This is a genomic window from uncultured Massilia sp. (assembly GCF_913773735.1).
GTDB lineage: Bacteria > Pseudomonadota > Gammaproteobacteria > Burkholderiales > Burkholderiaceae_D > Telluria.
Genome location: NZ_CAJYEB010000023.1, coordinates 418,264 through 438,562 on the forward strand (window position 1 = coordinate 418,264; position 20,299 = coordinate 438,562).

Here is a 20,299-nt window from a genome sequence, read left to right on the forward strand (position 1 = left end):
GTCCGCTTGCGCAGAATCCCCCGGCGCAGGCCATCCGCGGAAAAAATTCGCCGTGTCCGTTAAAAAAAACGGAAACGCCGCGTTGTAGTGGCGTGGCGTCGGGTATGCCATCGGCGGCACGCGCAGTATCAGCCAACCTTATTGATATCGACAGGAGCATCGCATGAACATGATCGTCCACGAACTGCACGGACTGGATAACGAGGAAGCCTTTGTGTTGGAAGACCTGGGCGCGGTGGAAGAGGTGACCGGCGTCTACGCCGACGGCAACAACCGCGACGGCGGCTGGGAAAGCGGCCACAACTATTCCTACAACTGAGGCAGGCGGGGCGGCGCGATGGCGACTCCGGGCGAACACCTGTTGTGGCGTGCGATGGGCGACCTCGTGTACGTCCTGAACATCCGCGACGGCCGCTATGCGGGCTTGTCCGGGAGCGAGGCCGAACGGTGGGTGCGCGGCTTCGGCGCGGCGCGCATCACCCGGCCGGCGCCGGTGCACCGGCCGCCGGCGCCGGGCTGGTGGGGCGCGAGCCGCCACGTCCTGGCCTGGCAGGCGAACCGGCGCGTGCGCCAGGTGCTGGCGCGCGCGGGCTTCCACGCCCTGTACGCGCTGGCCGAGGGCAGCGCGCCGGCCGCCCCGTCAGCTGTCCCCTCAGCTGCGCCCTCAGCTGCCCCCTCGGCTACTCCATGCACGGCCGCGGCGGCGCTCGCCGCCTTCCTGCGCGCCGAGCTGCTGTTCCGTAACAAGAATCCGGACCGCGACTGCCTCGTGCGCTCGTTTTCCCTGTATCTCTATTTGCGGGGGCTGGGCTTTCCCGCCACCCACCGGATCGGCATCGTTCCCTATCCCTTCGATGCCCATGCGTGGGTGGAACTCGACGGCAAGCCCGTCCTGGAACGTCGTACCTCGATGGAGCGCTGGCATGTCATCAGTCAACTTGGCCAGTGAATCGCACCCCGCGGCGGATGGCTGGGCCGCGCGCTTCGACTACGAGGACGGCCGCCTGCTGGCCAGCGAGCGGCCGCTGCAGCGCAGCCGCCTGTCGGTCTTCTTCGGCGGCCATATCGCGAACGCCGCCGAACTGGCGGCCACGCTGGGCCGCCCGGACGTGCGCGATGCGCGCGAACTGGCGTATTCGGCCTGGGAACGCTGGGGCTGCAACCTGCCGCGCCACGTGCTGGGCGCCTTTGCGCTGGCCGTGGTCGACCACCGCGACGCGACGGTGACGCTGGTCCAGGATGCGCTGGGCCAGTGTCCGCTGTTCTACGCCCGCGTCGGCGCGGCCTGCTACGTGGCCGATACGCTGGCGGGCCTGGTCGGCGCCGTCGGCCGGCGCCCCCTGTGCCTCGATTATTTCGCGGCCTGGCTGCGCTTCGGCTACGGCGCGTCGGACCTGACGCCGTACGAGGGCCTGCTGCGCCTCGTCCACGGCGGCTACGTGCGCCTGCATGCCGGGCGCACCGACCGCGGCCACGCCGTGGTGCCGGCGTCCGGCACGCTTCCCTGGTCGCACACGCGCGCCGACGCCGAGCACGCACTGGTCGCGCAGGTCGGGCAGGCCGTCGCGCGCACCTGCGCCGGCCTGCGCCGGCCGCTGTTCGAACTGTCCGGCGGACTGGATTCGAGCACCGTGGTGGCGCTGGCCAGCCGGATGGGCGCCGGCGCGGGGCGCCTGGCCGCCGTCACCTGGGGCAGCGCCCACGACGAGGATGCCGCCCATGCCGCCATCCTGGCCACGGAACTGGGCCTGGAGCATCGCATCGTCACCCGTCCCGACGGCGACCTGGTCGACTGGGACGGCATCCATCGCTGGTCCGAGCCGGGCAATGAACTGAGCGGCACGCTGCGCGGCGTGCTGGGCGGCCTGGTGGCGGGGCGCCACGATGCGATCGTCACCGGCGTCGGCGGCGACGACGTCTTCCACGCGCGCGGCCTGCAGCCGGACTGGCTGGCCGACCTGCTGCGCGCGGGCCGCTTCGGCGAGGCGTGCCGGATCGCCCGCGCCGCGCCGGCCGACGGCAGCCCGCGCCGCCTGTTCGCCAGCCAGTTGTGGCGCTTCGGCGTGCGCCCGCTGTTCGCGCGCGCCGCGGCGGCGGCGGGAGAGTTCACCCCCCAGTACCGCTACGGCCCCGATTTCCTGCGCCGCTGCGCCGCACTGGCGCCGGTCGACCTGAACCTGCCCGACGACCCGAGCGTTGCGCGCCGGCGCTACTGGAAGAACCTGCGCGCGCTGGTGGCGAACCGTGTCGCGGTCGGCCACCTGATGCCGGAGGTGCGCTTCCGCCATCCGCTGCTGAGCCTGCCGCTGGTGGAATTCGCGGCTTCGGTGCTGGGCCGCTTCGAAACGCAGTTGCGCCCCGACCGCACCCTGCAGCGCAGCGCCTTCGCCGGCCAGGTGCCGCAGCAGATCCTGCGGCGCACCTCGAAGGGCGGTTCGCTGGCCCCGGAAGCGGCGTACTGGCGCAGCGCCGAGGCGCGCCGGCGTTTCGCCGCGGACGAGGCGCGCGTGGTCGGCCTCGGCCTGGTCGACGCCGGTCAGTGGCAGGGACTGGTCGGCGGCGCCGGCTTCGGGCGCGTGGCCAGCCTGCGCGAATTTGACCTGCTGGTCAAGACCGAGATCTGGCTGCGCGGCCAGGAGCGGGCCGCCGCCGTGCCGCCCGCGCTGGCGCTGGCGCCGTGCGACAGCGACTGACGATGTGCCGATGCGTCCGGCGTCCCGCGCGAGGGGACGGTCGACGCCGCACCGGCAACCCACTTCCTACCAAAGGCCCATCATGACGACCGACACCAAACTGGACATCGACTACACACAACTCAAGCAACGGCTCAAGAGCGACGACGCCGCGGCCGCCAGGGAAGCGGAACGGACCGCGATCGACCTGGCCGGGCAGGGCAGCGTGGAAGCGGCCGAGGCGCTGGCCGGCGTCTATTCCGAAGGCAGCGCCGTCATCGCGCGCGACCGGATCCAGGAATTCCGTTATACCCGCCGGGCCGCCGACCTGGGTTCGGCGTTCAGCCGCGCCTGGCTCGCGCACATCCAGCGCGAATCGGGCGACTTCGGCGGCGCCCTGGAGAGTGCGCGGCTGGCGCACGAGATGGGGGTGGAATTCGGCACCAACGTGCTCGCCGGCATGATGCTGGCCGGCGAGGGCCAGCCGGCCAATCCGCTCGAGGCGCTGCAATTGTTGTCCGAGAGCGTCGCAGGCGGTACCAATATCGACGGCGCCATGATGCTCGCGCGGGCCTACCTGGAGGGCCGGTATTTCGCCGCCAACCCGCAGAAGGCCTACGATACCCTGCAGCCGTTCGATCCCGTGATGAGCAGCATGATCCGGCGCACCGATGCGGCGCAGTACGGCGACTACCTGTACCTGAAGGCCCGGGCGATCGCCGAGGGCGCGCGGCCCGCCGGCGACGACACGGCCGACGCGCTGTTCGCGTGCGCCGTCGAGTTCGGCCACGAGGGCGCGGCCGACGTGCGCAGGCGGGAGACGCTGTCGGGCCTGCAGCGCGCGTGGGACGAGATCGCGCGCTTCCGGGCCTTCGGGGGCAACTGGAAGATGTTCATCGGCACGTGCCGGTTGGCATCGTCGGAACTGGCGATCGACCGGCGCGTTCTCTTTTTGGTATCGCGCGACGGCAGTCGTTGCCGGATGGAGGCGTCGCCGCTCGCGCGGCCCGCGGTGGGCCGGGACTACGTGGTGGTGTTCATCGGGCCGCAGGCGCAGGACGTCGGGGTGCCATGCATGATGATCGATCCCGCGAACGGCAAGGTCTGCAAGGGCAGGGGCGACACCCTCACCAGGGCCTACAAGGGCAATACCTCCTACCTGGCGCTGCTGCCGTGCCTGGCGTTGTGGGGCCTGGCCCTGCTGTGCCTGTCCAGCGGGGGGCTCTTCGGCGTCCTGTGCGCCGCTGCCTCGGCATTTGCCGCGGTAATGGCCTGGAAGGCATTCACTGGCGGCTACAAGCGGGCCCTGGGCGCAGCGATCGACTTCCTCAGGCGGCATGGCGGGGCGTTTGCGTGAGCGCACGGGAACGGTGGCGTGCAGGCGGCCGGAGCATGAAGCCGCCACGGAACTAGGGTAAGATGTCGGGTTCGCCCACGGCGGCAGGGCCATGCACGACGGCGCGCCGCACCTCTTTCCGGGCACAGCAGGAATCCGAATGAACCAAGCACAACGAAAACTGAGCGTCGCCCCGATGCTCGACTGGACCGACCGTCACTGCCGCGTGTTCCACCGCCAGATCACGCGCCATGCCTGGCTGTACACGGAAATGGTCACCACCGGCGCCCTGGTCTACGGCGATGCCGAGCGCCACCTGCGCTTCGACGGCATCGAGCATCCCGTCGCCCTGCAACTGGGCGGCAGCGATCCGGCCGACCTGGCGAAGAGCGCGAAGCTGGGCGAGCAGTGGGGTTACGACGAGATCAACCTGAACTGCGGCTGCCCGTCCGAGCGCGTGCAGAAGGGCGCGTTCGGCGCCTGCCTGATGCGCGAACCGCAACTGGTGGCCGACTGCGTCAAGGCCATGCGCGACGCCGTGTCGGTGGACGTCACGGTCAAGCACCGCATCGGCATCGACTACGACGAAGACTACGGCTTCGTGCGCGACTTCGTCGGCACCATCGCCGACGCCGGCTGCCGCACCTTCATCGTGCACGCCCGCAATGCCGTGCTCAAGGGCCTGTCGCCCAAGGAAAACCGCGAGATCCCGCCGCTGCGCTACGCCGTCGCCTACCAGCTCAAGCGCGACTTCCCGGACCTGGAAATCGTCATCAACGGCGGCATCAAGACCAACGACGAGATCGAGGAACACCTGCGCCACGTGGACGGCGTGATGATCGGCCGCGAGGCCTATCACAATCCCTGGATGATGGCCTCGTGGGACGAGCGCTTCCATGGCGACGCCGCGCCGGCCAGGTCGCGCGAGCAGGTGCTGGAAGCCATGATTCCCTACATCCGCGCCGAACTGGAACGCTACGGCCCCCTCGGCCTGCGCATGCACGGCATCACCCGCCACATGCTGGGACTGATGGCCGGCCTGCCGGGCGCGCGCGGCTTCCGCCAGGTGCTGTCCGATGCGCGCAAGCTGGCCGCCGGCGACCCGGAGTTGCTGCTCGAAGCGGCCGGCCGCCTGCGCCAGGCCGCCTGAATCCTGCGCGCGTTGGTCTGCGTTCGGCCCGGGTTCGGCCTGGAGCGTCGTTCGGCTTCCGGCATTTCCGTCATTTCCTGGGCCGGCGGCGGTGGCAGCCCTGCTGCCGCCATGTACCCGGTTTGCTACAGCAAATGTTTCCGGATTGAAATCATTTAATGAATACTCCTTGCCCAATGGCAAGAACAGACCGATAATCGGGGTTCTTCTCCTTGCCTGACTTGTTGTTGTGTTGTCGTATGTGACATGGATTGTTGTAGTCACGAAACAGACTTACGGTCGCGCACGTTTTCTGTCTGCAAAGACACAGTTTTGATTTATCCTCACAGAAATACGCGAAATTCCACTGGGGAGTTGGACTTTTCGTAAGCAGAACGGCGGCCTATCAGGCGAATCCGAACACTTGAAACAGGGAAGATAGGGAATGAATTTAGCAAACATGAAGGTCGGCGTGCGACTGGGCCTGGGCTTTGCCCTCGTGCTGGTAATGCTGGTCATTGTGACGGTCTTCGGCCTCCTGCGCATGGCACAAATCCAGAACCGGCTCGACCACGTGGTGGGCGTCAGCAACGTCGTCTCGCGCCTGGTGGTCGACATGCGCAACAACGTCAGCGAACGCGTGACGTCGCTGCGTACCCTGACCCTGATGACCGACCCGGCCGACATGGAGCCGGAACTGAACCGCTTCAAGGAACAGACCGCCAAGTACGACGCCCTGCAGCAAAAGCTGAGCGCCAAGTTCGCTGAAGAAGCCTCGGCGCAGGAAAAAACGCTGCTGGCCCAGATCAAGGAAGCCGAGAGCATCGCCATGCCGGCGATCGCCAAGGCATCGGAACTCTACCTGGCCAACAACGCCGTCGACGCGACCCGCGTGATGGTCAAGGAAATCCGTCCGGCCCAGAAGAAATGGCTGGATGCGCTGGACCAGCTGGGCAGCATGGAAGACAAGCAGAACGCCCAGACCAAGGTCGATGCCGAAGCCGCCTTCAACAATGCGCGTAACTTCATGCTGGTCGTGCTGGCCGTTGCCGTCGCCATCGGCATCGCCGCCGCCACCGTGATCACCCGCGGCCTGCTCAAGCAGCTGGGCGGCGAGCCGGACTACACCGCCAGGATCGCCGGCAGTATCGCCCACGGCGACCTGTCGATCGCCATCGAGACCAGTGCGACCGACAAGGGCAGCCTGCTGACCGAAATGAAACAGATGCGCAACAGCCTGGTGGACATCGTCAGCCAGGTGCGTCGCGGTACCCATACCATCACCACCGCGTCGCGCGAAATCGCCGCCGGCAACGCCGACCTGTCGTCGCGTACCGAGCAGCAGGCCAGCTCGCTGGAAAAGACCGCGTCGACGATGGAAGAACTGACCTCGACCGTGAAGCAGAACGCCGACAATGCCCGCGCCGCCAACCAGCTGGCCGCGACCGCGTCGGACGTGGCGCGCAAGGGCGGCGACGTGGTGTCGCAGGTCGTGGGCACGATGGGCGAGATCAACAGCTCGGCCAGCAAGATCGCCGACATCATCGGCGTGATCGACGGCATCGCCTTCCAGACCAACATCCTGGCGCTGAACGCCGCCGTGGAAGCGGCGCGTGCCGGCGAACAGGGCCGCGGCTTCGCCGTCGTGGCGTCGGAAGTGCGCAACCTGGCCCAGCGCTCCGCCGCGGCCGCCAAGGAAATCAAGACGCTGATCGGCGACTCGGTCGAGAAGATCAGCCGCGGTTCCAAGCTGGTCGGCCAGGCCGGCGTGACGATGGACGAAGTGGTCGAGAGCGTCAAGCGCGTGACCGACATCATGAGCGACATCGCCGCCGCCAGCGCCGAACAGAGCGCCGGCATCGAGCAGGTCAACCAGTCGATCATCGAGATGGACGGCATGACCCAGCAGAACGCCGCGCTGGTCGAGCAGGCCGCCGCCGCCTTCCAGAGCCTGCAGGACCAGGCCGGCGAGCTGCAGCGCGTGGTCAGCATCTTCAAGCTGGCGGCCGGCGACGAGCAGCAGATGGACGCGCCGGCACCGGCGCCGGTATCGGCCTCGACCGCCGTCGTGGCGCGTGCCCCGGCCGCCCGCCAGGCCCGCCCGCAGCTGAAGAAGCCGGCTGCCGCCAAGGCCAAGGCCCGTACCGAACAACAGGAAGACGCAGCACCGGCAGCCCAGTCGCAAACCTCGAAGAAGGTCGCAGCGGCCGCCGCCAGCGATGACTGGGAAGAATTCTGAGCCTGGAGAGCTCGCTAGATCGGCCGGCTTCGCGCCGGTGTGTTAAAAAAAACTTTATTTTTCAGGGGAAATAACCATGTCCAACAAGAAATTTGCCGGTAGCCTGTTCGCAGCTCTGACCGTCGCCGCCGGCTTCGCCGCGCCGGCTTTCGCCGCCGAAGTCCCGGCCACTTTCGATCCGTCGAAATGCAAGGTCGAATACCCGAAGGCGTCGCTGATGAACGAAGAGCAGGGCACCACCTCGATGTCCTTCCTGGTCGCCGCCGACGGCAGCGTGGCGGACTCGAAGCTGGAAAAGTCGAGCGGTTTCAAGGGCCTGGACAAGGCAGCCCTGAAAGGCCTGTCGGCCTGCAAGTTCAAGCCGGGCACCAAGGACGGCGCACCGGCGCAGACCTGGACCAAGGTCGACTACGCCTGGAAGCTGGATTGATCCCGCCTTCCCTGGATGAGAACCGGCCTGCATGGCCGGTTTTTTTTCGTCCTGCCGTCGCGCCAACTGTAACGCGACTGTGGCGACATGTTTCGATTGTAAGAACTTCCTTCAATCCAACTGTGCGCTTCTCCGGCTCGCTATAGTGAAGCCATACCAATCAACAAGGAGAAGCATCATGAAACGGATCCTCTGTGCCGCTGCCGCAGCCCTGATCAGCACCGCCGCCGTCCTGCCGGCCCAGGCTTTCGCTCAAGGTGCCGTCGTCGTCGTCCGTACCGCTCCGCCGCCGCCGCGCCACGAAGTCGTGCCGCATGCGCGCCATGGCTACGCCTGGGCACCGGGCTACTGGAACTGGAACGGCCACCGTTACACCTGGGTGAAGGGCCACTGGGAACGCGAGCGCCGCGGCTATGCCTGGCATCGCCCGGAATGGCGTGAAGACGGCCGTGGCGGCTGGGTGCTGGATCGCGGCGGCTGGCGCCGTGGCGACCGCGACGGCGACGGCGTGCCGAACCGCTACGACAGCCGTCCGAACAATCCGCATCGTTCCTGATGCGCTGGCGGTAAGAATGGAAAGCCCGGTCCGAGGACCGGGCTTTTTTGCGTCGATCACCCGTCGGTATCCGCCGGCGCGCCTGCCTGCATGGTATGGCAGGGTTCCTCTTGCATAGTTGCATAAAGGCATTTCGGTTGCTGCTTGTCCTGGGGCGGCGTGGAGGAGGGGCGCGGAAACGACAAGGCCCGGTTCGAAGACCGGGCCTTGCGCTTGAATTCTTGGGGTGGCTGATGGGACTCGAACCCACGACGACAGGAATCACAATCCTGACTACTCAGCCTTTCGTGGGCGTTGATTGTTATTCATCACTGTTGCTTAGTCCTTTAAAAACAAAGGTTTGCGTATGATGGCGTAACTCGTTGTGTTGAAGAAAGTTGATTGATATACTCATTTTTGGGTTACACAGCGGTTACACAACGAGGAAAGATGTCACGAGTAAAGTTCACAGCCGGGCGGGTAGATGGCTTCCACTGCGAGGGCGGCAAGGGTCAATCTTTCATGTGGGATGCCGATGCTCCTGGCTTGGGGCTGCGCGCGACCTCGACCGGCGCCAAATCTTACATCTTTCAATCTAAGCTCAACGGTAACGCGATGCGCGTTACCATCGGCGACCCGAAGACTTGGGCGATTGCCGATGCGAGGGCAGAGGCGCGCCGGCTAAAGGTTCTGATTGACGCCGGAAAAGATCCGCGCCAAGTCAAGGCCGACGAGATCGCGGCCGATCGAGCGGCACGAGCCGCCCAAGCTGCGGCAGAGACTGAGCGCACGACCAAGGCAAGGCGAGAGACAGTGACGCTTGGCGATGCATGGCCGCTCTACATTGCAGCACGACGCAACGCTGGCCGAAAGAAATGGAGCGATTGGCATGTGCGTGACCACGAAAATGTCGTGTCGCGTGGTGGCGTGGAGAAGAAGCGGGGTAAGGGCGAGACTGAGCCGGGGCCGCTGGCTTCGCTGCTCGATGTGCGACTTTGCGACCTGACAGGTGACCGCATAAGCGAATGGCTTGCCGTCGAGACCAAGCGGCGCTCGACCCGTGCGGCGCTCGCCTTCCGGCTGCTATCCGTGTTCATAAACTGGTGCGAATCGCAGCCAGAATACGCGGGGCTGGTTCCAACTGGCGCTTGTAAGGTGCAACAGGTGCGCGACCAGCTCCCAGCCAAGAACGCAAAGGAGGGCGACAGCCTGCAGCGTGAGCAACTACCTATGTGGTTCGGGGCCGTGCGCGAGCTGTCGAACTCCGTACAGTCCGCCTACCTACAAACGTTGCTGTTGACTGGCGCCCGCCGTCGTGAGCTTTCGGGCCTCCGGTGGGAAGACGTCGATTTCCAGTGGCTCAGTCTGACCATACGCGACAAGGTAGAGGGCGAACGAACAATCCCGCTAACCCCTTACGTGCGCCATCTTCTGTCCGCTCTACCTCGGCGCAATGAATGGGTTTTCTCAAGCGTCAAGGCCGAGAACGGCCAGCTTGTCGAGCCAACTTCGGCCCATAAGCGGGCGCTGTCCGCTGCTGGCCTGCCTGACCTGACATTACACGGCCTGCGCCGCTCGTTCGGCTCCTTGGCCGAGTGGACTGAAACGCCGGCCGGTATTGTTGCGCAGATCATGGGCCATAAGCCCAGCGCGATCGCAGAGAAACACTACAGGCGCCGGCCGCTCGATCTGCTGCGCCAATGGCACACGAAGCTGGAAGCGTGGATGCTGGAGCAAGCCGGAATAGTTTTCGAACCCGAACAGCCCGCCCTGCGCCTTGTGGAGAACGCCTAACGAGGTGAATCAGTTTAAAGCGCTGGGCTAGGTCGACGGACTGAAAAGCGGGAAGCCTTCGCCCGCCCGCCTGGCGCTCCTATTTCGAAGGTGCGTATCGAAGGAACGCAACATGTCAGCAGAGGCCGATACCAACCCATCAAATGTCGCTTCAAGCCTAGATGAAATCCCCCCGCGAGAACTTGAGCGCTGGGAATGTGCTCCTCCGTTCGGGCAGGACGGCAGACGGATGGTGAAGTTCGAGTTTTACACAATCCTAGAAATCGCCTGCACCTATCCTGATTTTCTTGAATATGTGACCGACCGGTTGGCCCGATGGAAGCAAGGGCGATATAGGTTGACCGAAGCTATCCAAGTCATTTCTGAGGCTTACCCCGGAGAGGTAGACGTGCGTACCTTTCGCATGCAATCAAATCGGGCGGTTTGGCAAGGAAAACTGGTTATAAGAATGAATGGCGTCCGAGTAGACATGTCGGATCTGTCTATAGGGGGAGTTTCGGTGTCGGCAAATCCAATTGTTGAGACTCGAGACTTCAATGAATGGCTTGCGAATGAGGGCAGCCCTTACCGGCTTTCTTATCCCTATCTGGACAAAGACTCGGAGGGTTTACCTTCTGGCAGCCAAGACAAGGTCGTCCTTAAATCAACTCGGCAACGAGAGCTAATTCTGCAGTGGCTGACAAGTAATGGCTACAACCCGGAAGAGCTGCCTCCGCGTATGCGCGGAAAGAGCGGGCCCAAGGCCGATGTAAAGGCGGCAATGCTTAAGAATGCGAATATGTTCACCGAGAAATCGTTCGAAAAAGCCTGGGAAAGTCTCCGTTCAGACGGCTCACTTTTAGGGGCTGACTGATCTAAATCGAGTAGTTCTCTCGTCTCTGCCCCCCCGAATTGGGGGATAGGGGGACTGTTGCGGCGGAGGGTAGTGCCGCTCAGAAACTTCGTATCACCTTTCAACACATATAGGTGACACGAAATGATCGTAACCCGCGCAACCTCTCTCAAACTTGCGAGCGTCCCGGAGACGCTTACCACTGCCGAAGCGGCAGTTGCTCTGAATCGCAAACCCCAAACCCTGCGTATGTGGGCTTGCAACGAAAACGGTCCAATTCGTCCCGTTCGTGTTCATGGGCGCCTTGCTTGGCCGGCGAACCAAATCGCAGCCCTCCTGAACGGAGGTGCTCATGCCTAAGCGCCGAAACGAAAACGCCCCCCGTGCGGGAGGCGCTCGCGTCGATCAAGCTGGCGGGCCCAAGTCGACAAAACAAACCACAATTTTCAACTGCAGTCCGCAGAGTATCACAGCCGTGTGCGAAGAGCTTGCCCAGAATGGCGTCGCTCTCCGAAATGCATCTGGTACGACTCAGCGGGAAACCCTCCGTCGCGCCCTGGAGTTCCGCGGGGCACGCGGCCTCAATACCTACGAGGGCACTGCGGCCGGGTACATGCGTTTGGCAACGAGGGTGAAAGAGCTCAAAGACGCTTGGGACATCTGCACGCTCTCCGAGGATGTGCTCGGCCCCGATGGACTGCTGCACAAGGGCGTCGCTCGTTACGTTCTGCTCGGCCGACGTAAGGATAATCCGCCACCTCAGGGCGAACTTGAGTTGGTGCCGGCATGAATACCCAGCTCCTCGCCATCAAGAACTGGGACACGTTCCAGCACTACGGGAAGCGTAATCCTCCATGGATCAAGCTGCATCGCGCCATCCTCGATGACTACAGCTTCTGCGCCCTTCCTGACGTCGCCAAGGGCCATCTCATGCTGCTGTGGCTGTATGCCAGCCAAAACAACGGCACGGTGCCGCACGATGTCTCATTCCTTGAGCGAAAGCTGTCGATCACCGGTCTGGATCTCGGTGTGCTGATTGATCACGGCTTTCTGATTGCGCAGGGCGCCGCTAGCGTCAAGCTTGCGAAGGGATAGCATATGGACAATACGTCAATTGCTAGCAAAGTGCTAGCACCTTGCTATCCACTGACGAGCATCTCAGAAGAGTGCGCTAGCAGCTTAGTTGCAACTCAGAAGAGAAGAGAAGAGTTAACGGCAAAAAACCCGCCCAGCCAAGGCGAAGGAGCATCCAAGCCGCTGACCCTGCGCCCGTACCAGTCTGCAGCCGTCCAAAACCTGCGCCTATCTTTGGCCGGGGGGATCACTCGGGAAATGCTCTGCTCACCTACAGGGAGTGGAAAAACGGAGATGGGCATGGCCCTGGTCCGAGGCGCCCGAGCAAAGCGCAAGCGGGTCATCTTCCTTTGCAATCGCGTGCACCTGGTTGAGCAGACCTCCCGTCGGTTCAAGAAGGCCGGCATCGATCACGGCATTATCCAAGGCGAAAACACCGCCAGGGTGTACGAGAGCGTCCTTGTGGGGAGCACCCAGACCGTCGCCCGGCGCGGCATGCCAGATGTCGATCTGATCATCATCGACGAAGCACACACGGTCGCAGGCTCCCGCGAATACCGCGCGGTACTCGCCGCGGCTAAGGGCGTCCCGGTAATCGGCCTCTCGGCCACGCCATATGCCCGGGGCCTGGGCAAGCACTACGATGAGCTCGGCGGCGCGCTGTTCGAGCACATGACTGTAGCAGCGACGATCCCGGAGCTGATCGAAGGCGGTTACCTGGTGGACTGTGACGTGTACGCGCCGAGCGAGCCGGATATGGCCGGCATCAAGCAGGCGCGCAACGCGTTCGGGGATCTAGACTACACCGATGCCGACGTCGGCCGCGCCGTGAACAAGCCGGAGCTGGTGGGCGACATCGTGACGCACTGGCTGCGCCTGGCGCGCGGGACCCCGACCGTCTGCTTTGCGGCAAACATCGCGCACAGCAAGCACATCGTCGAGCGCTTCCATGCCGCCGGCGTCAGCGCCGAGCATATCGACTGCTATACCGACGAGGAGGAGCGTCGCGCCATCCTGGCTCGTGTAGAGACCGGCGAGACGATGGTGATCTCGAACGTCGGCATTCTCGCCGAGGGGTGGGACTTCCCGGCATGCCGCACGCTGATCCTGGCCCGGCCGACTCGCTCCCTCATCCGCTACATCCAGATGGCCGGCCGGGTGCTGCGCCCGCACGCGAGCAAGGACCGCGCGCTGATCCTCGACCACTCCGGTTCGGTCGTCCGCCTCGGGTTTCCGACTGACGAGTTTCCCCTCGAGCTGGACGACGGCACCCCCAGGGAAGCGAAAGGCGAGGCCCAAGAGAAGGAAAAGCCGTTGCCGAAGGCCTGCCCATCCTGCAGTTACGTAAAGACCGTCCACAAATGCCCCGTATGTGGCTTTGCCCCCGAGCGCAAGGCAAACGTCGACGTCCGCGCCGGCGACCTGGTACCGCTCAAGAAGAAGCCCAAGGCGAAGAAGATGGACAAGCAGGAGTTCTACTCTCAATTGCTGGGCGTGGCACAGGAAAAGGGCCGGCAGCCGGGCTGGGTCGCTCACCGGTACCGGGACTATTTCGGCGTTTGGCCGCGCGGGATGCAAAACGTTCCGGCTGCGCCGACCGACGAGGTGCAGGGCTTTCTGAGACACCTCCAGATCAAGGCGGCGAAGGGAAAGGAGGCCCGTCATGCAGGCGCTTAGGCCTAAGACGGCCGAAGTGGCGGTCGGGCGCTGGCCGGGCATCCTGCAAGCCCTCGGCGTCGATCCGGCTTACCTTCGTAACAAGCACGGCCCATGTCCCGCCTGCACAGGGAAAGATCGGTACCGCTTCGATGACAAGGACGGTCGCGGCACCTGGTTCTGTTCGCGCTGCGGGTCTGGGGATGGCTTTCAGCTGTTGCAGATCGTGTTCGGATGGACGTTCCAGGAGACGGCCAAGCACGTTGACCGCATCGTCGGAACAGTCCCTGCCGGGGCGATCATGCCGGCGCGCGCGGAGCATGACAAGGTGAAGGCGCTGCAGCGGGTGTGGGCAGAGACCAGAGAGGTTGTCCACGGTGACCCGGTATGGCGATACCTGAACGGACGTCTCGGCCTCGAACAGGTGCCGGCCGGGCTCCGGTTCCATCCCCGGTTGAGGTACACCGACGAGGAGGGCCGCGACTTGGGACGCTTCCCGGCAATGGTCGCCAAGATCCAGTATCCGGATGGCGCCGGGGCATCGATTCACCGGACCTACCTGACGTACGAAGGCGAGAAGGCGCCTGTACCCCAGCCGAAGAAGATCATGGCCGGGAAGACGCTAAATACGGCCGCTGTGAGGCTTTCAGGGGTCGAGACGACGCTCGGTATAGCCGAGGGCATAGAAACGGCACTGGCGGCCTCTCAACGCTTCGGTGTGCCTGTTTGGGCTGCGACCAATGCGACGTTGCTTGAAGCTTGGGTACCGCCGGAGGGTGTAGAGCGCGTGCTGATCGCAGGCGACAACGATGCCAGCTTTACCGGCCAGGCCGCGGCGTTCGGGTTAGCGCGCCGGTTAGTGCAGAAAGGCATAGCCGTCGAGATCCAGATACCGGATCGCGTTGGAAGGGACTGGGCTGATGAAGGTCTCTAAGCAGTTCCTCCGGGACTTCGCCTACATCGCAAACCTGTATGGCTGGAACGCGGACGACGTCGAAGAGGCGAAGGCGCAGACCCGGGCTAATCCTGACGAAATGGGCCGGTACTGGACCCAACTCGCCGCGGCGCACCGTGCAGGGTATGTGCAAACGCCCGAAAACAACTACATGCGGCTCGGGCAGTGGCTGCAGTTGCAGGGCGCGCCTCCCTGAGAAAACCTGAGATCACAGGAGAAATTTCCGCCGGCATCCCGCACACGCACGAGGGCGGAATTTTTATAGTCCATAAAAAGGGCTTGGAAATACCAAGGCGGTCCCTGGGTAGTTCACAACACGCAGGATAGGCTTTTGCCACTACTTGTAATACAAAAAGGGAGATGAGTGATGGGCCAAACGAAGGGCAGCGGATTGACTACGAGTGCTGAACGACTAGCGCTGTACAAGCGTCGGATGAAGAAAGCGGGTTTCCGCCGGATCTCGGTGTGGGTTTCAGGCGAACTGGCAGAGAAGCTGGCCAGGGAAAGGGGGCCAGGTGAGTGCGGTGGCCGCACGCTGGAGCGTCTGCTATTGGGAGAGGTGGCGAAACGGCCAGCATTCCCATACGGCTCGCAGGAAGATGAGAAGTAGTGCGACAGGTATCGCCTGCATGCGCGCGAGGGTGGAAATATGCCACGCATCGCCCGGGCGCGCGTTCTGGAGGGTGGAAATATCCGTGCCCGTAAAAAGGGAGGGTGAGCAGATGGGAGAGCATTATCGGACCAGTACGAGCGCGCGCGAGGCCTTGGCCACCTAGCTGTCTGATACGGATGGTCATGCGAGGATGTGATGAAGATCCGGCGCAAATCGATCCGCGCTCTACCTCATCCAGAAGTATTGGCAGAACCTTATCGATTGCGCGCGGCCGGGTTCATCCGATCAAGATGAATGGGTTTCTCACTCTGGGAGCGTGGTATGTATCAACTGGCCACTATAACCCAACATCGTTGGTCTTGTTGAGTGATTAAGTCGTTTCACCTATGAAAGCCATATTTTTAAGTCAAAAATAATATAACTATCGAATTATGTTTTTCGATAGTTAAAAACTATAATCAATCCATTGGCAAGCCAAATTGCTATAGCTGAGAACCGAGTGACCAGCCGCTCACAACCCTTTTTAACCTGGGAGAATGTGATGCGCTATTCCCTACGCCCTGTTCAAGGCTCTCTTCGAGTCATTTCCCGGCGCTCCATCCCCTACGCATTCTTCCATCCCGACAATGTGGAGGTATTCTGATGGACCCGATAAACTATAGTCAACTTCTTCCATCTATCGATCTAGGCCAGAGCTTGCTGAGCGGCCTACAGGCTGGCGCTGCGCTGGCGGAAATTCAGCAACAACGGGGCGCGCGTGATCTAGCTCAGCAGCAGTCTCAGCAGTACGAAAATGATATCGCGGCCGCGATGTTAAACCCCACGCCACAGGCATTCTCGGCGCTGGCACTGAAATACCCCAAACAGCGTGAGGCCATTAAGCAGTCGTGGGATGGCATGTCCGCTGCCGAGCAAAAGGCTGAGGGTGACACCTATGCACAGGTCGCGAGCGCGCTGCAGGCGGGTCGCAAGGACCTTGCGCGAAAAGTACTTCAGGCCCAAATCGATGCACTCAAAAATTCCGGCGTCGACGCCTCTCACTATGAGAATGGCCTGGATATCGTCACGAATGACCCTAAGAAAGCACTCGGCTATTCCTACTTCGTGCTGTCGCATGTTAACGATCCTAGGAACTTCGCACAAACGTTCGGCACCTTGCAGACTGAACAGCGCACGGCCGACCTAGCGCCGGCCGCGCTGCGCAAGGCCAATGCAGATGCTGGCTCCGCAGAGGCTGATGAATACCTGAAAAACCGGAGTATCGTCGCGCAAACTGCTGGTTCACTAGCGAAGCCGGGAGTGAAGCTGACTCAGGCGCAGACCATGTTCCGTACGCTCGCGGCGAAAGGCATCATTCCCCAGGATGAACTTCAAGGTTACCTGGACGGCATCCCGACCGATGCTGCCGCGCTGCCGGGCTACCTGCGTCAAGTCCAGGCGCAGGGCCTGTCAGCAGCAGACCAGACGAAGTACACGACGCCGACGGCGGACGCGCAACTGCAGGCGGAAACCTCGCGCGCGAACACGGCGGCCAACGTGGCGGGCCAACTGGCCGTTCAGGATCGCATCGCGGCGCGCCAGGAGGCCGCAGCCAAGGTCAAGGTCGAGCACGGCATTGCCGGCCTGACGGACGAGCAGAACGAGGCGTTGTTCGGCGCGAACGGCGCCGTCACCACTGGCCGCCTCGATCCGAACCGCGTGAACAGCAAGACGGCCTCGATCTTCGCCGCCGCCGAACTGAAAAACCCAGGCACGGACTTCGCTCGCATCTCCAGCGACGTGGCGCGCGACCGTCGAGCGAACACAGAGTTCGCCACCGGCAAGGCGGGCAACTCGATCCGCTCGTTCAACGTCGGAATTTCGCACTTGGACACGCTTGGTCAACTGGCGGACGCGCTTGGCAACAAGGACACGCAGGCCGTGAACCGCATCGGCAACTACTTCGCCATGCAGACCGGCCTGGCGGCGCCGACCAACTTCCAGGGCGCCAAGAAGATCGTGGGCGACGAAATCGTCAAGGCCATCGTCGGCGCCGGCGGCGGCGTGGCAGACCGCGAGGAGGCGGGGCGCATCATCGACGCCGCCAACAGCCCCGCGCAGCTCAAGGGCGCCATCAAGACGGTGCAGGAACTGATGGTCGGCCAACTCGGCGGGCTGGAGCAGCAGTACCGCACCACGACCGGCCGCAGCGACTTCGACAAGTACTTGTCGCCGCGTGCGATAGAGATTCGCCGCAGCCATGACGGTAGTGTCCACGCCGCACCTAGTGGCGGTGGCCACCCGTCGGATATCGACGCGCTGCTCAAGAAATACGGAGGCAAGTGATGCCCGTCGACCGCGAACAGCTCTACCAAGCATTGCGTAATGCCGACGCCGCCGGCGATACGAAGGCCGCTCAACGCTTGGCCGGCTACATCAAGTCATTGCCGGAAAATGACGCCACCGAGATCGAGCAGGGCCACAATCTGTTCGACACCCTGGCCGCAATCCCGGGGCACATCAAGGAAGCGGTCACCGGCGACAAGCGGCACACGGCCATCACCGACGCCCTGCCGGACTGGGCCGGCATGCCCGAGCTGAACTCGTTCAGCATGGCGAGTGCGAAAGCCGGTCTTGGCACGCTGCTGGCCAACCCGGCAGAGACGGTCAAGATCATCCAGTCGAACTTTCCTGGTGTGCAGGCACGCCAAGACGACAAGGGTAACTACCTGCTGCAGTCGTCGATCGACGGCAAGGAGTACGCGATCAAGCCCGGCTTCCAAGTCAGCGACCTGCCGCGCGCTCTCGGTGCTATCGCCGCATTCACTCCAGCCGGCCGCGCCACGACCCTCGGCGGCGCCGCTCTCGGGGCTGCTGGCACACAGGCAGCTATCGAGGCGACCCAGGCGGCCACCGGCGGGGAGTTCAATCCGGGTGAGGTGGCAGCAGCGGGCGTCGCCGGCGCCGCCGTGCCAGCTGTGGTCAATGCAGTGCGCGCCGCAGCAGCACCGGCCAGGCAGATCCTACGGCGCGTGCGCGGTGTGAACCCTTCTGCTGCTGCCGAGTCTGCCGCCGCGGTCGACCCGCTGGCGACTGCATCGGCCGAGGCTGCTGATGCCGGCGCCGCCACACCTGGTGCGCGGGGTCCAGCTGCGCGCGCGGCCACCGACGCTCCAACGGGCGCCGCTGGCGGCACGGCACCCTTGGCGGCGGAAGACCTCACCCAGACAGCGCGTAAAGCCGCCGAGGGAGGCTTCGGCAGCAGCCGGGCAAAGCAGGTACTGGCCGAGCAGGCGTCGCCCGATCCCAAGGTCGTGGGAGCTGCTGAGCGCCTGGGCGTCGATGGTGACCTGCAGGCGGACCACGTCACCACGAACCAGGCCTTCCGCGAGCTGTCTCAGGCTGCAAAGTCGATCCCAGGGTCGGAAGGCCGCGCCGCTGAACTGGAGGGCCTGCAACGGGTGGCCCAGCGTGCCAACGACCTGATCGAGGAGATGGGCGGCACGCACGACTTCAGCACCCTTGCCGATAGCGTCAAACACGAATTGACCGGCGTGCATGACCAGCTCAAGGGCCATGCGGACAATTTCTTTGACGAGATCCGCGCTGCAGTGCCGGCCAAGGCCGAGGCCCCGGCCGAGAACGTACTCGCGATGATAAAGGCGCGCGCCGACGAGCTCGACGGCATGAAGAACCTGTCTCCCATGGAGAAGATGATCTTCGCGAAGCTGTCGCCGAAACGGATCATGCAAACCGAGGAGGTGCCGGGCAATCCGCTGATGCCGGGCGCCCAGTCCGCGACCAAGCGCACTGTACCGGTGACGAAGCAGCCGACCTATGCACTGCTGGACGATGTGCGGCGCGACCTCACCGCGGCGCGCATCCAACGAGCCGGCCCATTCAAGGACTCGGACAGCCGCCTGATCTCGATGCTCGAGGACGCGCTGAAGAAGGACCAGCGGGCCGTGCTCGATCAGCATGGTATGGCGGCGAAGTGGGATCTTGCACAGAAGACCGTCGCATCCTATAAAGCCGTTCAGGACGATCTGGGCGCATTGTTCGGCAAGCACTTGGACGAGTCCTTCGTCGGTAAGATGTCGACGGCCATGAAGGCGCTCCCGGCGGGAGACCCGACCCAGCTTATCAAGTTGCTGAAGTCGGTCCCAGAAAGCATGCGCCAGGAGGTCGTCGCCTCTGGTCTCAGCACCGCCTTTGGCAAGACTGCGGCCAATGGCCACGTCAGTTTCGGCAAGTTCGCCACCTGGTACGAAGGCCTGCTCAAGAACAAGCAGTCGCACCTGGCCGTTATGACCCATCTGCCGCCCGGGGCGCGCAAGCAGCTCAGCGACCTGTACCGCGTTTCCAAGGGCATCAGCGCAGCCACGCGCGAGCGCATAACGACGGGCCGCCTCAACGCCATCAAGGACGATCTGAAGCCGATCGACAACTTCACTGGACGCCTCTACAAAACTGCACGCGAGTCTGCAGTTGGCGCCACTGTGGGCACAACGGTCGGCTGGGCCCTTGGTCCAGGCGCGGGCGCTGCGGTTGCGTCGGCGCTTTCCAAGGGAGCTAAGCCCGAGGCTATCAAGGCGGTCGACAAGCTGCTGACTTCACCCGAGTTCATCGAGTTGGCTCGGAAGACAGCGCATGGCGTGCGGACTGAACAACAGGGAGCAATCCTCCGTTTTGTACAATCTCCGGGATGGAGACGCTTTGCGCACGTGATGAAGATGCCAGGTAGTGCGACGGCATCCCAGCGTTGGGTTACGCAGGCCCTCCAGGCAGAGCGAGTGCGGGAAGAACAAGACCAGCCGCATCCTTAAAATACGGCACATTACTGCCTGGGCAGCTAGTCAGCCCGGGCAGTTCTCTGCCATCCAGCGTTTACCTAACACCCCAGTAATGCACGGCCCCCAAGGTCCCTTGTAGCCGTCATCGGATCGCGGTCCTGAGTAGATGCCGCCGCCCGGTCCTGAGTACAACCCGCCTCCAGGGCCGCGATACAGACCTCCGCCAGGTCCTGCATACATTCCACCGCCCGGTCCGCTATAG

17 protein-coding genes are annotated in these 20,299 nt (G+C 63.7%); all 17 read left to right on the forward strand.

The features are described from left to right. The first annotated feature begins 163 nt into the window (after positions 1-163). The 17 genes from QZ749_RS11535 (at position 164) to QZ749_RS11620 (ending at position 20,070) form a co-directional block, all read left to right on the forward strand. Positions 164-319, forward strand: a complete 156-nt coding sequence (locus QZ749_RS11535; RefSeq protein WP_296946769.1) for a hypothetical protein — start codon at positions 164-166, stop codon at positions 317-319. Between the two features lie 18 nt (positions 320-337). Beyond that, on the forward strand, positions 338-949 hold the full coding sequence (locus tag QZ749_RS11540) for a lasso peptide biosynthesis B2 protein (RefSeq protein ID WP_296946771.1): 612 nt from the start codon (positions 338-340) through the stop codon (positions 947-949). Continuing rightward, positions 924-2,693 carry an asparagine synthetase B family protein gene (locus QZ749_RS11545; protein ID WP_296946774.1) on the forward strand — a complete coding sequence of 590 codons (1,770 nt, stop codon included), beginning with the start codon at positions 924-926 and terminating at the stop codon, positions 2,691-2,693. Before QZ749_RS11540 ends, QZ749_RS11545 begins: the two co-directional genes overlap by 26 nt. A gap of 82 nt (positions 2,694-2,775) precedes the next feature. Beyond that, positions 2,776-4,029, forward strand: coding sequence for a tetratricopeptide repeat protein (locus tag QZ749_RS11550; RefSeq protein ID WP_296946776.1), 1,254 nt, complete (start codon positions 2,776-2,778; stop codon positions 4,027-4,029). Between the two features lie 139 nt (positions 4,030-4,168). Beyond that, the gene (dusA, locus tag QZ749_RS11555) at positions 4,169-5,158 is read left to right on the forward strand and encodes a tRNA dihydrouridine(20/20a) synthase DusA (protein WP_296946778.1); all 990 of its coding nucleotides are present in this window, start codon (positions 4,169-4,171) and stop codon (positions 5,156-5,158) included. A 424-nt stretch (positions 5,159-5,582) separates the two neighbouring features. Beyond that, the gene (locus QZ749_RS11560) at positions 5,583-7,376 is read left to right on the forward strand and encodes a methyl-accepting chemotaxis protein (protein WP_296946781.1); all 1,794 of its coding nucleotides are present in this window, start codon (positions 5,583-5,585) and stop codon (positions 7,374-7,376) included. 76 nt (positions 7,377-7,452) lie between these two features. Then, positions 7,453-7,806, forward strand: coding sequence for an energy transducer TonB (locus tag QZ749_RS11565; protein ID WP_296946784.1), 354 nt, complete (start codon positions 7,453-7,455; stop codon positions 7,804-7,806). 178 nt (positions 7,807-7,984) lie between these two features. Next, positions 7,985-8,362, forward strand: coding sequence for a YXWGXW repeat-containing protein (locus QZ749_RS11570; RefSeq protein WP_296946786.1), 378 nt, complete (start codon positions 7,985-7,987; stop codon positions 8,360-8,362). A gap of 429 nt (positions 8,363-8,791) precedes the next feature. Further along, positions 8,792-10,135 carry an integrase family protein gene (locus tag QZ749_RS11575; protein ID WP_296946787.1) on the forward strand — a complete coding sequence of 448 codons (1,344 nt, stop codon included), beginning with the start codon at positions 8,792-8,794 and terminating at the stop codon, positions 10,133-10,135. Positions 10,136-10,247: 112 nt separating this feature from the next. After that, a complete protein-coding gene (locus QZ749_RS11580; protein WP_296946790.1) occupies positions 10,248-10,988 on the forward strand; it encodes a hypothetical protein in 741 nt (246 codons plus the stop codon). 610 nt (positions 10,989-11,598) lie between these two features. Further along, the gene (locus QZ749_RS11590; RefSeq protein WP_296946796.1) at positions 11,599-11,757 is read left to right on the forward strand and encodes a hypothetical protein; all 159 of its coding nucleotides are present in this window, start codon (positions 11,599-11,601) and stop codon (positions 11,755-11,757) included. Beyond that, a complete protein-coding gene (locus tag QZ749_RS11595) occupies positions 11,754-12,062 on the forward strand; it encodes a hypothetical protein (RefSeq protein WP_056134326.1) in 309 nt (102 codons plus the stop codon). Before QZ749_RS11590 ends, QZ749_RS11595 begins: the two co-directional genes overlap by 4 nt. Positions 12,063-12,065: 3 nt before the next feature. Further along, the gene (locus QZ749_RS11600; protein WP_296946802.1) at positions 12,066-13,718 is read left to right on the forward strand and encodes a DEAD/DEAH box helicase; all 1,653 of its coding nucleotides are present in this window, start codon (positions 12,066-12,068) and stop codon (positions 13,716-13,718) included. Next, positions 13,705-14,631, forward strand: a complete 927-nt coding sequence (locus QZ749_RS11605) for a toprim domain-containing protein (RefSeq protein ID WP_296946805.1) — start codon at positions 13,705-13,707, stop codon at positions 14,629-14,631. The genes QZ749_RS11600 and QZ749_RS11605 overlap by 14 nt, the downstream gene beginning before the upstream one ends. Then, on the forward strand, positions 14,618-14,848 hold the full coding sequence (locus tag QZ749_RS11610; RefSeq protein ID WP_296946808.1) for a hypothetical protein: 231 nt from the start codon (positions 14,618-14,620) through the stop codon (positions 14,846-14,848). The genes QZ749_RS11605 and QZ749_RS11610 overlap by 14 nt, the downstream gene beginning before the upstream one ends. 1,059 nt (positions 14,849-15,907) lie before the next feature. Next, positions 15,908-17,590, forward strand: a complete 1,683-nt coding sequence (locus QZ749_RS11615; RefSeq protein ID WP_296946811.1) for a hypothetical protein — start codon at positions 15,908-15,910, stop codon at positions 17,588-17,590. Further along, complete coding sequence (locus QZ749_RS11620) at positions 17,590-20,070, forward strand: hypothetical protein (protein ID WP_296946812.1); 2,481 nt, start codon at positions 17,590-17,592, stop codon at positions 20,068-20,070. The genes QZ749_RS11615 and QZ749_RS11620 overlap by 1 nt, the downstream gene beginning before the upstream one ends. The last annotated feature ends 229 nt before the right edge of the window (positions 20,071-20,299 follow it).

Excerpts from the sequence above, each read along its gene's own strand:
- QZ749_RS11540 (WP_296946771.1), top strand. The coding sequence starts at position 338 with ATGGCGACTCCGGGCGAACACCTGTTGTGGCGTGCGATGGGCGACCTC.
- QZ749_RS11610 (WP_296946808.1), top strand. The coding sequence starts at position 14,618 with ATGAAGGTCTCTAAGCAGTTCCTCCGGGACTTCGCCTACATCGCAAAC.
- QZ749_RS11605 (WP_296946805.1), top strand. The coding sequence starts at position 13,705 with ATGCAGGCGCTTAGGCCTAAGACGGCCGAAGTGGCGGTCGGGCGCTGG.
- QZ749_RS11595 (WP_056134326.1), top strand. The coding sequence starts at position 11,754 with ATGAATACCCAGCTCCTCGCCATCAAGAACTGGGACACGTTCCAGCAC.
- QZ749_RS11620 (WP_296946812.1), top strand. The coding sequence starts at position 17,590 with ATGCCCGTCGACCGCGAACAGCTCTACCAAGCATTGCGTAATGCCGAC.
- QZ749_RS11560 (WP_296946781.1), top strand. The coding sequence starts at position 5,583 with ATGAATTTAGCAAACATGAAGGTCGGCGTGCGACTGGGCCTGGGCTTT.
- dusA (WP_296946778.1), top strand. The coding sequence starts at position 4,169 with ATGAACCAAGCACAACGAAAACTGAGCGTCGCCCCGATGCTCGACTGG.
- QZ749_RS11550 (WP_296946776.1), top strand. The coding sequence starts at position 2,776 with ATGACGACCGACACCAAACTGGACATCGACTACACACAACTCAAGCAA.
- QZ749_RS11600 (WP_296946802.1), top strand. The coding sequence starts at position 12,066 with ATGGACAATACGTCAATTGCTAGCAAAGTGCTAGCACCTTGCTATCCA.
- QZ749_RS11575 (WP_296946787.1), top strand. The coding sequence starts at position 8,792 with ATGTCACGAGTAAAGTTCACAGCCGGGCGGGTAGATGGCTTCCACTGC.
- QZ749_RS11535 (WP_296946769.1), top strand. The coding sequence starts at position 164 with ATGAACATGATCGTCCACGAACTGCACGGACTGGATAACGAGGAAGCC.
- QZ749_RS11615 (WP_296946811.1), top strand. The coding sequence starts at position 15,908 with ATGGACCCGATAAACTATAGTCAACTTCTTCCATCTATCGATCTAGGC.
- QZ749_RS11545 (WP_296946774.1), top strand. The coding sequence starts at position 924 with ATGTCATCAGTCAACTTGGCCAGTGAATCGCACCCCGCGGCGGATGGC.
- QZ749_RS11570 (WP_296946786.1), top strand. The coding sequence starts at position 7,985 with ATGAAACGGATCCTCTGTGCCGCTGCCGCAGCCCTGATCAGCACCGCC.
- QZ749_RS11580 (WP_296946790.1), top strand. The coding sequence starts at position 10,248 with ATGTCAGCAGAGGCCGATACCAACCCATCAAATGTCGCTTCAAGCCTA.
- QZ749_RS11565 (WP_296946784.1), top strand. The coding sequence starts at position 7,453 with ATGTCCAACAAGAAATTTGCCGGTAGCCTGTTCGCAGCTCTGACCGTC.